Source organism: Limisphaera sp. 4302-co (assembly GCF_049537155.1).
Classification (GTDB): Bacteria; Verrucomicrobiota; Verrucomicrobiia; order Limisphaerales; family Limisphaeraceae; genus Limisphaera.
This window is the reverse complement of the sequence record NZ_JBMVQZ010000010.1, coordinates 13,716-27,828: the sequence shown is the minus strand read 5'-3', so window position 1 is coordinate 27,828 and position 14,113 is coordinate 13,716. Positions and strand designations below refer to the sequence as shown.

At 62.2% G+C, this 14,113-nt stretch carries 13 protein-coding genes; 11 read left to right on the top strand and 2 right to left on the bottom strand.

What is annotated here, in order from left to right; translation table 11 throughout:
• Nucleotides 1-60: 60 nt before the first annotated feature.
• Nucleotides 61-1,230 carry a CRISPR-associated ring nuclease Csm6 gene (csm6, locus tag ACPDIX_RS10790; protein ID WP_423431803.1) on the bottom strand — a complete coding sequence of 390 codons (1,170 nt, stop codon included), beginning with the start codon at nt 1,228-1,230 and terminating at the stop codon, nt 61-63.
• Nucleotides 1,231-2,482: 1,252 nt separating this feature from the next.
• Here csm6 and ACPDIX_RS10785 point away from each other — a divergent pair.
• The 7 genes from ACPDIX_RS10785 (at nt 2,483) to ACPDIX_RS10755 (ending at nt 8,332) form a co-directional block, all read left to right on the top strand.
• Nucleotides 2,483-2,584 carry a hypothetical protein gene (locus ACPDIX_RS10785; RefSeq protein ID WP_423431802.1) on the top strand — a complete coding sequence of 34 codons (102 nt, stop codon included), beginning with the start codon at nt 2,483-2,485 and terminating at the stop codon, nt 2,582-2,584.
• 205 nt (nt 2,585-2,789) lie between these two features.
• Nucleotides 2,790-3,308, top strand: coding sequence for a hypothetical protein (locus ACPDIX_RS10780; protein ID WP_423431801.1), 519 nt, complete (start codon nt 2,790-2,792; stop codon nt 3,306-3,308).
• A gap of 44 nt (nt 3,309-3,352) precedes the next feature.
• Nucleotides 3,353-4,531 (top strand): hypothetical protein, encoded by a 1,179-nt coding sequence (locus tag ACPDIX_RS10775; RefSeq protein WP_423431800.1) that lies wholly within the window; start codon nt 3,353-3,355, stop codon nt 4,529-4,531.
• Nucleotides 4,532-4,912: 381 nt separating this feature from the next.
• Nucleotides 4,913-5,107 (top strand): hypothetical protein, encoded by a 195-nt coding sequence (locus tag ACPDIX_RS10770; RefSeq protein ID WP_423431799.1) that lies wholly within the window; start codon nt 4,913-4,915, stop codon nt 5,105-5,107.
• Nucleotides 5,108-6,044: 937 nt separating this feature from the next.
• Nucleotides 6,045-6,365 carry a helix-turn-helix transcriptional regulator gene (locus tag ACPDIX_RS10765; RefSeq protein ID WP_423431798.1) on the top strand — a complete coding sequence of 107 codons (321 nt, stop codon included), beginning with the start codon at nt 6,045-6,047 and terminating at the stop codon, nt 6,363-6,365.
• Nucleotides 6,366-6,661: 296 nt separating this feature from the next.
• Nucleotides 6,662-6,976: a hypothetical protein gene (locus tag ACPDIX_RS10760; RefSeq protein ID WP_423431797.1), complete on the top strand. Its 315-nt coding sequence runs from the start codon at nt 6,662-6,664 to the stop codon at nt 6,974-6,976.
• Between the two features lie 324 nt (nt 6,977-7,300).
• Entirely contained in the window at nt 7,301-8,332 is a 1,032-nt protein-coding gene (locus tag ACPDIX_RS10755) for a hypothetical protein (RefSeq protein ID WP_423431796.1), read from the top strand.
• 970 nt (nt 8,333-9,302) lie between these two features.
• Here the strand turns inward: ACPDIX_RS10755 and ACPDIX_RS10750 are convergent.
• Nucleotides 9,303-9,677 (bottom strand): hypothetical protein, encoded by a 375-nt coding sequence (locus ACPDIX_RS10750; protein ID WP_423431795.1) that lies wholly within the window; start codon nt 9,675-9,677, stop codon nt 9,303-9,305.
• An 869-nt stretch (nt 9,678-10,546) separates the two neighbouring features.
• Here ACPDIX_RS10750 and ACPDIX_RS10745 point away from each other — a divergent pair.
• The 4 genes from ACPDIX_RS10745 to ACPDIX_RS10730 all read left to right on the top strand — a co-directional run bounded on the left by ACPDIX_RS10745 (nt 10,547) and on the right by ACPDIX_RS10730 (nt 14,082).
• Nucleotides 10,547-10,975: a MauE/DoxX family redox-associated membrane protein gene (locus ACPDIX_RS10745; RefSeq protein WP_423431794.1), complete on the top strand. Its 429-nt coding sequence runs from the start codon at nt 10,547-10,549 to the stop codon at nt 10,973-10,975.
• 44 nt (nt 10,976-11,019) lie between these two features.
• The gene (locus ACPDIX_RS10740) at nt 11,020-12,195 is read left to right on the top strand and encodes a hypothetical protein (RefSeq protein ID WP_423431793.1); all 1,176 of its coding nucleotides are present in this window, start codon (nt 11,020-11,022) and stop codon (nt 12,193-12,195) included.
• A gap of 1,244 nt (nt 12,196-13,439) precedes the next feature.
• Complete coding sequence (locus ACPDIX_RS10735) at nt 13,440-13,568, top strand: hypothetical protein (protein ID WP_423431792.1); 129 nt, start codon at nt 13,440-13,442, stop codon at nt 13,566-13,568.
• 229 nt (nt 13,569-13,797) lie between these two features.
• Entirely contained in the window at nt 13,798-14,082 is a 285-nt protein-coding gene (locus ACPDIX_RS10730) for a transposase (RefSeq protein ID WP_423431791.1), read from the top strand.
• The last annotated feature ends 31 nt before the right edge of the window (nt 14,083-14,113 follow it).

Below are 14,113 nucleotides of genomic sequence, written 5' to 3'. Positions count from 1 at the left end.
GCCCTCGCGAGCCCAGCACCCGGATCCTCTCCCCTCGTCACAAGACCGCCAGCCTCCGTCTCACTTGATGTGAATCAACGCCCCCTCCACGTCCAGGGAACATCGGCCCTTGACCGGCAGACACTGGGCCAGAATGGCCGCCTCCCCTCCGGCCCCGCGCAGTTTCTGCCGCAAAAAACCCACCGCCCGCGCCAGGTCGTGTTCATCCCACTCCGCAGCCAACGACGCCGCCTGCCACCAGCTCCCCGTCCGGCCGCCGGCCTGCATGCGCCCTTCATTCCGGAAGGCGTTCAGCTCCCCCACCGCGTCCTTGTACGACCCGAACGCCGGCTCCCGCTGCTTGGCCCGCTGCGCAAGGAACAGGAACACCAGCATCTCCGTGGGCGCCAAACCCAGCCGGACCCCGTTGACCTCCAACTCCGCCCTCTGAGTGTCCAGCGCGATCCGAAGCCCCTCGGCCGCCCGACGCCGAATCTGCCCCCGGCACATCTCCACCAAACGCGTGAACGTGCCGGGCTTCCGCCCCAGCTCCCGCGCAAACAGCTCCCGCAACGCCACGAAAGGAACCCATGCCAGCTCCACCCGGGCCGCAGCCGGATCATGCCGCCGGCCCGCGGCATCGGCCGGGAACCCGCCGGGCTGGCCCGGAAACCAGAACTCCGCCAGCCCCTCATAGGGCTCCGAGACCAACACGTGAGCCACCGCGTCCGTCTCCCGCGCCACCAACGTCATGCACGCATACAACAACGCGCTCATCGTCTTGCGCCCGCCGGCAATGGACGCGATCAATCCTGTGTCCGGGTTCTCCACCACTCCGCGCACCTGATCCAGCAGAAAATCCGCCGCAGCGTCGTTGTCCTCGCCCGAACGAATGTCCGACAATTCCTCGCTCTCCTGCTTTGCCGGATTCACCCGCGTGATCACCCGGATGTCGTCTCCCGTCCGGCCAAAACGGAGCCGGCCCGTCACCGGCAATCCCTCCCTCTCCAACGACTGCCGCAACGCCTCCCAGGGGCTGATGCCCCCAAGCACCTGCGACGGCTGGAACACTCGCTCCAACTCGCGCCGGCCCTCCACCGTCGTCACCACCACCACCCGATGCGGCACGACCGGCGGCGAACCATCCGCTGGATGTGACAGCGCCCAAATCGTCTCCGTCAGCACCGCCGGCGACCTCCCCGTCACCGCCAGCAATACCACCTCCCGATCATCCGGCTCGCAGTCCTCCATCTCACTTCTCCCTCGCATCTTCTGTGCCTGCTTCGCTCCTGGTGCAGATTCCTTCCCGGAATCGGACGCGCGGTCCTTCGCGGCTTTCCCAACCCTTTTCATGGTTCCTCCTTCCTCCATGGCCTTCACACAACCTTGTCACAAGCACAAACCCGGCCTGCGGCCCGGAGCTGCCGCCCCTGCTGGTGGCCGGGCCGCACAGCCTCCAGGCCGGGCACCGACCACCCGCCGGGTTGCCGCAGCCCAGTCTGGACCATGTCACGCCCGAGGGAAAAGCCCTTGGACCTCCGTGGAGGTCCAACAGCTCGACCGCTCCCAACCTTGGCTCGTCGCACCGACCCGCCACCCGGAGGATGGAGCCACTTGACCGACGCCGCGCCGAATCCTGAAAAGCCCCGCAGGATCCGCACCCCGCACCACGACCCCGCCGCCCGACCACAGGTTCACTCCGAAGTTCTCCCACCTGATCAGGGACCCGCACGCCTCCCGCCCGGCGCTCGCGTGGATTCAACTCCTCAACCCTGACCCCCTTTGAAAAAGGCCGTCCCAGCGTTCGAAACCGGAGACCCGGTCACCTTGCGCCTCGATACCCATGGCCCTCAGCTCACACACAATGGCCTTCGGCATCCCCGCGCCCGGCTGAGAACATCGCGCCGCCACCTCGCTTTCGAGCTCTTCGAAGGACTCCAACCAGATACTCCCGACCCAACAGAGCACTGAGCCGGCCTGACGGAAGAGCGTGGAAGTCTTGCAATCATCCCAACGAGGGAGTTTGGGAGTCAAGCCCGCGGGGGCCCCGGCCGCCCGCGCCGATGCGGCAGCGCAGTGGGATGCGCACCTGACGACCGGTTCTGAAACCGGACCGCAGCCGGTTGACACATGAAAAGAAGCACAGGCGCAGACACGAAGCCGGGATCAGGGACCCTGGCAGGCAATGAATGAACACGTCTGCACGGTGCGGGTGCGGTCCGGGTCACCGGGCGGCGCAAAAGTCAGAACGCGCAGCCAGACGGGAAAACCATCCGCGGGCAATGCTCTGCAGGCAAACCGGCACAATCGTTCACTCGACGGCCCCGGCAGGGGCGCAGGTACCGGCCTTGGTCCGGCCGTTAGCCATGCGTGCGGCCTGTGCCGCCGGCCGGCGAGCCGAGGTGCCGGGCGCAAATAGCAGAAGCCGTGCCCGGCGCGCCATGTAAAGTCCGACCGGCACGAGCTCGGAACCGCCTGAGGGTAAGGCAGTAGGCTTGGGCAGGTGGCCGGTCGGTTGGGGTATGGGAGTGTGTCGGCGTTTTGTCGTGCGTACCGGCGGTGGTGGGGTCGGTCGCCGGGTGAGAAGAGGGAGCGGGCGCGCTGAAGAAAACCGCCCGGGCGGCAGGAACCAGGTGCGTGGGAATGTCCGACAATGCAAACTTTTTATGCTTGGCAGGGAGCGTCCACGCGGCGATGAGTAGAAGTGGAAATCCAGGGGAGCAGGGCGCCTGAGGGCGGGGGGAGGCTTTGATGGAAAGGGCTTGGTGATTGGGCGGTGTCACGACCTGACAGGGGATGGAGGCTGGGCCATGGCGGCTGAGGAACAAAAGGTTGAGGGGTGTGCGGTGGAGGCGGTGTGGGGCGGGGGTTTGCGGGGGCGTCTGGGGAGAGGTGGGTGGGTGAGGTGGTTTGTGAGGAGTGCGGGGGTGGTGTTGTTGGTGACGGGATTGGCGAAGTTGTGGAGTGCGGTGGGGGAGGCGCGGGTGTTGGAGGTGCGGGATCCGTTGTTTGGGTTGACGTTTGGGCAGTTGATGTTGGGTGTGGGTTTGGTGGAGTTGGTGGTGGCGGGTGTGTGTTTGGTGGGGCAGCGGGAGAAGTTGAGTTTGGTGTTGGTGGGCTGGTTGGCCGGGAACTTTGCGTTGAACCGGTTGGGGCTGTGGTGGCTGGGCTGGGTGCGGCCCTGCGGGTGTCTGGGTCACTTGACGGACGCGCTGGGTGTGTCGCCTACGGCAGCTGATCTGGTTATGAAGTGTGTTCTGGTGTATTTGCCTGTGGGTGCGGTGGCGGGGCTGTGGCATGGTCGAGGAAGCGGGGTTGGGCAAGGATGAGGAGGAGATGCCAACAGGGGAGCTGCGGAAGTGTGGCGCGTGTTATGAGCTGGCGACGTTGTGGTGGTTGGATTGCGGCCGTGGCACTCGCGGGTCTGGTGGAGAGCGGGGCTGCTGTCGGGACGGTAGCCTTCCAGCTGCAGGGAGTGGTCCGTGTGGAGGAATATGCACCGGATGGTACGGTTCTCCGTCGCGACCCGAAGGAGATTGCAAAGGTCGTGAAGGCACTCGACCCGACAGTAATACCGCCGCTGTATCCCAAGGCAGTCCCGTTCCTCGTGTGCATTTCTAATGACTGGTGGTACATACGCGTCCAGTACGGTTCGAACCAATGGTACGAGTATGGCTGCGACGGCCGGGATACGTTTGCGATTACATATTTTCCACACGTCCGCGGGGCGGACATCGCAGGGGTGAGCGCAGGCGTCACGCCGCAGCACATGGAGATGGAGGCTGGTGTACTGTGGTTTGCGTTGTGCTCCGGAAAGTATTTTGCCAGGGAGGACCGCCGTGATCTGGCCGCGCCCTGGGGTTTGCCGACGATGGACCCGTTCGCCCACGTGTACGAGCTAAAGGGAAGTTTTACGAATGAGGAGTACCGGTTGCCGGCGTTCGTGTGGTTTGAGGTGGTCGAGCGCAGGCTTCAGCAGGCGGCGCAACATCCACAATTGTGGCCGCCGAAGGTGTTGAAGGAGGATGTTGCAAGGCTTGCGCAACTGAAGCCGGGCACCACCGGGGCGGTGTACCGTGCATGGGATTGGCGACGTGTCGGCGAAGTACAGGTGCCCTCGCGGTTCGAGCTCGAGATCATGTATCACAGGTGGCGGGGTGACGAGCGGCAACCTCCTTTGGGGGACAACGGCGTATTTCTCCGTTACACCGGGCACATTACGAACGTGGCAGCCGCTGTGGGACATGTGGGCCCGCCACCTGTTCTGGGAAAACTCGTCGTTACAGACTGGCGGCTGCAGGATCGGGAGGTGGGCCTTGAATACGTGTCCTACCCCATAACCAACAGAGTCTGGTTGACCACGAACGATCCGACCGTGTGGACCAGGTTCGAGCGCCGACGCTTCGAATTGATGAGCCTCCGTGAGACGGGCATTCGTGGACGGACCACGCCGGCGGGTATGCGGGGTGTGGCTGTGATCGCGGCGATAATCGCCGCGAACCTGGGTATCGGGGCGTGGTTGTGGGTCGGACGTACACGATCACGGGTTTAATAAACCAAGTGGGCAGGAGGGACAGTATGGTGTTTCGGCCGCTTGACCGCATGGCCCGGTTTTTCAAGGCGGGGCGGGCGAGCCGAAACGGGACGTGAAACACCTCGGCTGCATGGTAGTTGAGAAAGGAGCAGTTGACATGAAGACGAGGAGGCAGGAAAGTAAAAGCCGGTACCTCGGAGCTGTTGCTATTATGCTGGTTCTCTGCGGCAGCGTGTGGTATGTGCGTAGCACGAGCGGGGCAGGAGAAGAACAATGTGTTGCGCGAGACTGGACCATGTTCAGAAAGACCTGCCGCTCGCTGGGACCCGACGAATGCACCGGCGGGTGCTATCGATTGCGGTACGACAACTGCAATGATTGTATTCAGGGTAGCTCGAGTTGCAATCCGCCGATATCACAGTGTTGGGTGGTATTCTCCTCAACGACGTGCGTGAAGGTCGCTGGAGGTGGGTGCATCTGTGCCGGCAATTGGACCACGAAGATCACGGCCGGCGCGCAAATCTGCGACTAGAAGCCATCCTTCAGGCTCTTACCATGGGCCGGTCCAAGTTCTGGCAGAGTGGTGCGGCTTGATGTAGATGGTATTAAAGCTGCAGGTGGGAGGCGGCCTTGGAGAGTGGAGCTTGCGTGGATGCCGCTGCCATGCCGCAAGAAGTGCGAAGCGCCTGCCGGTGGGCGCAACTGCTCCGGCCCCATTTAGGCAGGCATGGGTGCGATCCGTTTGCGACCGGGGTGAGCACTTGCCCCACCGGCAAGAACGTGCAGTCCGTTCGCAAGTACGCAGCAAGCCCCCGGGTTGATTTCTCCCGGCGGATGTAAAGCGGCCGGAAGTGCTGTAGCCGGGCCGCCGTACACTCCACCATCCGTCACCAGTGAGACCGCCGGATCGGCCGGCAGGCGTATGATTCTGCGGCCGGCGAAGAGGCTGAAACTGCGCAGGGGGTTCGCGCATGAGTTTGGACTGGTTGAGTCGGTGCGTCGTCGGCACAGCCCTTGTGTCCGGACTTGTTCTGGAAGCTCCGGATTTGGGATGAGAGGGATGAAGCCGGTCCTCGTGGTGGAGTTGTGCGTCCACACCAAGCAGCTATGCAACGCAATCGGCAGGCTCGCCGCGCCAAGCGCGGTCTTAATTCTCATTCTGCTCTACCCACGTTGGGTCGTCGGATCCAAGTCGCTCTAGCAGGCATGGAACGCAGAGTCTATCACGGACGGTTCGATAAGCGGTGTGACAGGGGTTTGTGGCCCGCCTGTGGCCTGTCGGGAAGCGCGGTGGTGTGGGGGTGGGGATGCCGGGCGGGATGGTCAATTCTGGCCATTGCCGGTTCTGGCGGGTTGGGTGGAAGGGGCTTGAGGCGGTAAGGAAAGCGCGTGAACGACTGATTGGGAGGGCATGTGAATGGGCCTGGGGATTGGTGAGAGAGGGGGGCGCCGGAGAGGTGCGTGGTGGGCGCTCGCGTGGGAGAGGAGCGGCGTGTGGGGCATGAGGGTGTGGGGCAAGAGGGGTAGGCGGTTGAGGGCAAGGCTGGCCGAGGCAGGGGAACGGTGGTTGGAGTTGGGCCTGCGGTATGGGTTTTGTGTGGAAGGGATGGCCGGGGAGTTGAGGGTGAGCGAGCGGACGTTGGAGGGGTGGTTTGAGCGGGAGGGGATGGGGATGCTGCGTGATTGGCTGGGGAAGGAGCGGATGGTGGTGGCGCGGCGGTGGTCGAAGGATGGTGGGCGGGTTGGGGAGGTGGCTGGTCGGCTGGGGTATGGGAGTGTGTCGGCGTTTTGTCGTGCGTACCGGCGGAGGTGGGGTCGGTCGCCGGGTGAGGAAAGGGAGCGGGCGCGCTGAAGAAAACCGCCCGGGCGGCAGGAACCAGGGGCATGGGAATGTCCGAAAATGCAAACTTTTTTTCCTTGGCAGGGAGCGTCCACGCGGCGATGAGTAGAACTGGAAATCCAGGGGAGCAGGGCGCCTGAGGTCGGGGGGAGGCTTTGATGGAAAGGGTTTGGTGATCGGGTGGTGTCACGACCTGACAGGGGATGGAGGCTGGGCCATGGCGGCTGAGGTACAAAAGGTTGAGGGGGGGTGCGGTGGAGGCGGTGTGGGGCGGGGGTTTGCGGGGGCGTTTGGGGAGAGGTGGGTGGGTGAGGTGGTTTGTGAGGAGTGCGGGGGTGGTGTTGTTGTTGACGGGATTGGCGAAGTTGTGGAGTGCGGTGGGGGAGGCGCGGGTGTTGGGGGTGCGGGATCCGTTGTTTGGGTTGACGTTTGGGCAGTTGATGTTGGGTGTGGGTTTGGTGGAGTTGGTGGTGGCGGGTGTGTGTTTGGTGGGGCAGCGGGAGCGGTTGAGTTTGGTGTTGGTGGGCTGGTTGTCTGGGAACTTTGCGTTGTACCGGATGGGGCTGTGGTGGCTGGGCTGGAAGCGGCCCGTGCGGTCCATGCCGGTTGCCCGATCGGAGTGACCCGGCTCGGTACACCCGGCTCTTGTGGCGTGCTCCGGTCTTCAGTAATGGACGATGAGGCGGATACAAACCGGTTATCCGGATGAGGCACGTTCTGTGCGACGGTCCGGGCGCTGTTGCACTTTTATTCACACATTCACGGCCCGATGCCATACAGCAGAGGGGAAGGAAGGGCGTCTGCACTGTGGGCCCATGACTGCTTGCAGAAAGACGGGATTGAGCCGCGCAACAGCAGCTTTGCTGTGTCTCGTGGCGTGCCGAACAGAGGCGGGATTTGAAGTGAACGGCGTGGCGACCAGACGCGAAAGCAATGGCCGTGTGAGCATGCGATACGAATTTCGGGTCGCGGTTCAGGATGGGCGGTGGCGGATTGATGCAGTGCCGCTGGATGAGTCGGGACCACGGGCCGACGCTCCCAGCATTCACGTGGCGGCCAGCAGGCAGGGGCTTTATCAGGTCGAACGCTATGGCCCGAAGTACAGCAACGCGCTGATCCTGCCCCTGCCGATTCCCAATCATGACCCCCTGCTCGGTTCCATATGGCTCGCCTATTGTTCAAGTGGATACCTGTCGGACCAGCCGGGACGCCCGATTGCTGTGCCCGTGACAGATTCCGTGGTGTCGGGTTTTCCGGCGATGCTGTGGGCGGGACCGGGATTGGAGTACAGGCAGTTGTCATGGTGGCAAACGAGTCCGGACGAGCCGAAGCTTCCCGTTCGTTTTGTGAGCAAGCATGATGGGATGATCCGCATCCCACATGCATTGGGCGTGATCGAGACTGGTCAGGTGTTTCCCCGTCCCTACGACAAGGGATATACGAACATCGTTTACGAGGTGGAGGAGAGCACGGACGGCGGCGGATATCGCCTGCCCAAGCGGTCGAAGTTGGAGATCTACAGGCTTCGACCTTTGCCCGGCGGTGGCGGTGGCCCCGGCGCGCTGATGGCTGTGGGGTCGCCCGAGGTGGCGTACACCGTCGAGATCGTCGCGAAAACGTTTGCAGAGTTCAATGAGGAGATCTTGGTACCGCCGCCGCGTGCAGGAGGTGGTGCCGTGTCAGACTGGCGGTTTGCGTGGTCCAACCACCCCGTGTGCGTGATATACTTTTCCACCAACCGTTGGCCGGACGTAGCCGAAGTCATGGCCATGCCCGTATATGAACGAACGATCCGCACGTGGTCGAACCGGTTGGAAATCGCCAGGCGGGCGTATGCCGGAATTGTGGAGCCTTTGCAAGAGTCGTCGCCGGATGTCAGACGGGGCCTAATGTTTCTGGTGGTGGCATGCCTAACGCTGGGTGTTCTGCTGTACAAACTTGGTAAACGGAGCGAAGAACGTAAAGGTGGCCAACCGTGAAAGCTGAAGAAAACAACCAAAAGCAACAAACGGAACGATCATTGTTGTGCCACTTGTCAGGCGCCGTGCAAAGGTTGCCGGCAAACAAATGGCAGCTGAATAAAATACACGGAGGACAGAGATGAAAAGCTACATACCGAGTCGCGCATGCTGGCAACAGCGTGGACAATGGAGCAGGATGATCAAAAACGCAACGCTTGCGTTTATTGCAGCAATCGGACTGGGTGCAGTTCCATGTAGCCACCGGGCTGAGTCGTACGCATTGACAATATACTGCCTCCGATGTACTCCCATGGGTGGCGTTCCTATAAACCCGGGGGAGCAGTGCAGTATTTATTTTGCGGACTTTCCCGTATTTTGTGGTGGGTGTGCCCCGTGCCATCGGTGTGTGCCAGAAATCACAATGGTGCCGGCTCGAATCGTCTTGTTCACACGCGGAACATGCAGTGAAGGCACGTGCGTGTGGACGTCCTATGATTCGTCCTGGCAGCAGTATTTGCCATTGCGCTACTCCGAAATATGCCGTGAGGATCCGAATGAGCCCATCTTGTGCCGTGTTGAAGGGCGGCACGAAGGAGATCCAGAGGTGCCGGCAGCGGGTGTCGCAACGGCGATGTTGCAACTGTGAAGCGTACAAAGCGGAGATTGAGGAGCTCCGTGCCATTCGCCTGGGCCACAGGCGGCCGGGAGCGCCGGGCGCTCCGATGACAAACCTCTGGTGAAACCTGGCGTGGCGGCAACCCGCATGTCCCGGGGCCGCAAGCCCAGCCAGAGGCGGCTGGCGGGTCCGGTACGAGGCATCCCAGAGGGGGCGCATCAGCGGCCCCTCCGACCGCAGCTTGCCGCCTCCAAAGCTCCCTGGCGCCCCATGGCCGTCGGATGATCAACCGGATCATCCGATCCATCGTCAGCCGGTGCCGCCGGGCCGGAAAACTCCGTGCCCACGTACCGGCCACGGCGCTTCTGCAGCTCAAAAAGTCCCGGCAGCACATTCCTCAAGGTCGGTATCACATGCACACGCTTGGCTTCCCGCATGGGCCGGGACCGGGAAATGGCTGTCGTTGACCGCCAGAAGCAGTCGCCGGACCCGTTGGCGCGGAGTCCGGCCGATCTTCTGATCCCGGGCTTTGACGTGCGGATCCGCCCCGCTGAAGCTCAGCCGGGCCACCCAGTGGTAGTCGAGCCCGGTCACTTGGCGGAGGCAGCGTCTGACCAGGCGGGCGCTGTGCATAGAGTGAGGCTTTTGGGGCAGCTTGTCGAAGCGGAGGCGTTCGCTTTCTTCGATCAGCCGGACGCGCACCCGACGCATGCAGGGCTTTTCAGAGGCCGTTGAGGTTCGGTTCATGCTCCGGTGCAGCGAGAAAGGGGGCGGTCGGATCAGGCTCTTTTTGGAAGACGTCCGTGCAGTGAGATGAAGCAGGCCTAATATGTAGGCGGCGTGGCTCGGCACAGGGCGGAGACGGTTGTGGCGGAGGTGGGGGAGCGGGAGGCGCGTCCGGCTGGTGGATCGGACTGAGGAGCTGGACCGGTGGCTTGGGGGTGAAAGCGGCCCGGAAGGCGGGGTCGGAGGGCCAGTTGGAGCCATAGCGGCGGGTCGGCGCTTGGTGTCTGCGGGAGTTCAAGAAGCGAAAATGGACGGCGAGTGCGGTGCCGGGGGGACCTCCACACGGCGGGATGGGGAAGGCGGCCGCGGACCGAAAGGCCTGCCGTTCGAACTGAGGGGTGAACTGATTTGCCCGTCGGGCATACAGCCTTGGAGGAGCGGTGGGAGACACGAATGGTGGCGCGACCGGGGTCGAGGGGTGGCCGGCAGGTTGGGGAGGTGGCCGGTCGGCTGGGGTATGGGAGTGTGTCGGCGTTTTGTCGTGCGTACCGGCGATGGTGGGGTCGGTCGCCGTGTGAGGAAAGGGAGCGGGCGCGCTGAAGAAAACCGCCCGGGCGGCAGGAACCAGGTGCGTCGGAATGTCCGAAAATGCAAGTTTTTTATGCTTGGCTGGAGATGTGTCTGAGAGGTAGGAACAGGAGCAGAAAGCCAATGAAATGGGTGCCAGGGGGGCGTGGGAGATGCCCTGCTGGCGAGGGGTGGGCGCGGAGTTGGAGCTTGTGGAGGATCGGGGATGAGCCATGGGTGGCGGAGTTGAGAATGTTGGAGGCCGGGGATTGCAGGCGGCGGGGGTTGGGGGTTTGCGGGGGCGTTTGGGGAGAGGTGGGTGGGTGAGGTGGTTCGTGAGGAGTGCGGGGGTGGTGTTGTTGTTGACGGGATTGGCGAAGTTGTGGAGTGCGATGGGTGAGGCGCGGGTGTTGGGGGTGCGGGATCCGTTGTTTGGGTTGACGTTTGGGCGGTTGATGTTGGGTGTGGGTTTGGTGGAGTTGGTGGTGGCGGGTGTGTGTTTGGTGGGGCAGCGGGAGAAGTTGAGTTTGGTGTTGGTGGGCTGGTTGTCTGGGAACTTTGCGTTGTACCGGCTGGGGCTGTGGTGGATGGGCTGGAAGCGGCCCTGTGGGTGTCTGGGTCACTTGACGGACGCGCTGGGTGTGTCGCCTACGGCAGCTGATCTGGTCATGAAGTTTGTTCTGGGGTATTTGCTTGTGGGTGCGCTGGCGGGGCTGTGGCATGGTCGAGGAAGCGGGGTTGGGCAAGGATGAGCAGGAGATGCCAACAGGGGAGCTGCGGAAGTGTGGCGCGTGTTATGAGCTGGCGACGTTGTGGTGGTTGGATTGCGGCCGTGGCACTCGCGGGTCTGGTGGAGAGCGGGGCTGCTGTCGGGACGGTAGCCTTCCAGCTGCAGGGAGTGGTCCGTGTGGAGGAATATGCACCGGATGGTTCGGTTCTCCGTCGCGACCCGAAGGAGATTGCAAAGGTCGTGAAGGCACTCGACCCGAGAGTGACTCCTGTGGAATATCCGGATGTAGTTCCGTTTCTTGTGTGTGTGTCAAATGGCCAGTGGTTTATATCGCTGCAGTACGGCCCTGACCACTGGCAGGAGATTGGGTGTGACGGCAAGGATGTTTATCGCATTCACTACTTTCCCGAACCGCACGGAGCGCCGGCTGCGGTGACACCGGGCGTGACGCCCCAGAATGTGATGCATGAATGCGGACTGCTGTGGTTCGCTTTCTGCTCCGGAAAGTACTTCTTGACCAACGACGGCCGGGATCTGGCAGTACCGTGGGAAATGACTGCTTGGGACCCCTTTGCCCACGTGTACGAGCTAAAGGGAAGTTTTACGAATGAGGAGTACCGGTTGCCGGCGTTCGTGTGGTTTGAGGTGGTCGAGCGCAGGCTTCAGCAGGCGGCGCAGCATCCGCAATTGTGGCCGCCGAAGGTGTTGAAGGAGGATGTTGCAAGGCTTGCGCAACTGAAGCCGGGCACCACCGGGGCGGTGTACCGTGCATGGGATTGGCGACGTGTCGGCGAAGTACAGGTGCCCTCGCGGTTCGAGCTCGAGATCATGTATCACAGGTGGCGGGGTGACGAGCGGCAACCTCTTTTGGGGAACAACGGCGTATTTCTCCGTTACACCGGGCACATTACGAACGTGGCAGCCGCTGTGGGACATGTGGGCCCGCCATTGCTTCGAGGAAAACAGGGCGTGACTGATTTCCGGCTTCACGATTTGCGGGTGGGCCTTGAATACGTTCAGTATCGCGTAACCAACGGTGTCTGGCCGGCTACTAATAATCCTGCTGTGTGGGCGGCGTTTGAACAGCGGCGGCGGACCTTGGATGGGTATCCGGGACTGAGGGAACAGGGCGGGGAGAGGTCGGCAGTTGCTTGGCGGATGGTGATGTTCGGTGCAATGATGCTGACAAGCATGGCGGTAGGGTGGTGGATGCTGCGAAGCCGTTGGAAAAGGATGCTGTGAGAGAAGATTCTGTGAAAAGAAGAAACCGAGCTGATCATGCAGAGCGAGCCATTGTCTCGGGAGAATGTCTGTGCAGCAGCGTGGCTGCGCGGAGAGTAGGCGAAAGCGTGCAAAAAGTCAGAGGAAAGGAGTGACATATGTGGAAACAAACGATGAGGTGCACTGGGATTATCACGATAATGGCAGTTCTGGGTGGCATGCTGACTGCTTTTTACATCCGGGGTACGCCAGGCGAAGAAGCATGCGTGGCTCGAGCATACACGGTGTTCAATAACACGTGTAGGCCCGCAGGAACTGGCTGCACGGGAGGGTGCTATCGGTTACAATGGAATGGATGTAACGATTGCGTGCAAGGTAAGGATACGTGCAATCCACCGAGTGTGCCATGTGTCGCGGTTTTGTTGTCGACAGGGTGCGTCAAGGTGGCCGGAGGTGGCTGTGTCTGTGGTGGGAGTTGGACAAGAAAGGAATACCCTGGTGCGCAAACATGCAACTAGCGTATGCGCGCATGCCCGAGCTGGGGATCGGCACGAGACGGCGTGCGGCGAGCGGATGTCGTGTCAGTTGGAACGAAGAGCAGGAAAAGCAACCAGTGGTGGTGTGATCGCTCATCTGGTCCAATGCAACATTGGCACGTGACGGCTAAGTGAGTCGGTGAGGGCATCAAGGCACGGCGTTTTGTGGACAGTGCACCCGGGCGCTGCGCGCGCACACGTAGCGCGTGGAGCCGAAAGGCTCCGGCGGAACAGGTGCAACCCCTTGGTAACGTCGTGGATCGTGCGGTTGGATCGGAGGGGTCGAGAGTTCGTTTGACGATTGGCTGGCGCGTCAACAGCGTTCGTGGTTGACGGGCCCACTTCACGGGTCAACGGCTCGGAGGCTTGTATGCCCTCCACCAAGGACGACGACCCGACCCGTGATCAGATCGGAACGATGTGATGCGCGTATCATCGACCGGACGCTACACCGCAAACCAGCGGACGGATCGACGCAGTGGAACACGCGATCGCTCGCCGGGCAGCTTGGCACGATGTGCATGCGGGTGGCCCGCGTCTCGGGCAAAGCCGGCCGCCAAGGCCATTAGATGGGTGGATACTAAGCCAGCGCAGATCCAGACGTTAGCGGCGAAGTCGCTGAGACTCTGGGCCTGTATTGTACGGCCGCGCGTCCATGGCACCGTCCACTCGGCCGATGAGAACAGGACGATTCAGGCACGGGACACGGAAAACGGGACGGTCGGTGGCATGACGGCCGAGCTACACACCAGCACCGCGTTCGTGGCCTTTCTGACGGATATCGTTGTCTCCCAGCCCATGCAACGAGAGATTCACATCATTGTAGATAACATCCCGGGCCGCCGACCAGGCGGGTGACCGGGTTCCTCAAGCAACGCCCGAACGTGCACAAGCACGATAGCGCGACGTATTGTTCGTGGCTCAATCAGACCGAGATGTGGTTTCCCAAACGTCAGCGGGATCGCATGGCGCGGGTGCATCGTCACCCCCAAGGCCGATGCGAGGCGCAAAATCCTCAGGTACATGTGTCACTAGAACCCATCCGACAACCATTGACAAGTATTTGTGACTTAGTCATCCTGCAGTCGTGCTGAAACTTACAGACTGGCTGTTGGATTGGTTTCGCGCACGCATTCCGGATCCTCCCGAGAACCCCAGGGGCGGCCGCCCTCGAACCGACAAGCGCGAGGCTCCGGCCGGGATCTTCTGGTTGCTGGACAACGGAGCCAAATGGAAAGACCTGCCCCGGCGATTCGGCTCCAAGAGTGCCGTCCACCAAGCCTTCCAGCGCTGGGGGCGGGAGGGAGTATTCGAACGGCTGTTGCAGGAGGCCGGGCAACTGGTGGAGGAGCGCGGAGAGTATCGGCTGTAGGAATGCTTTCCGGATGCGGCGTTCTGTCCGG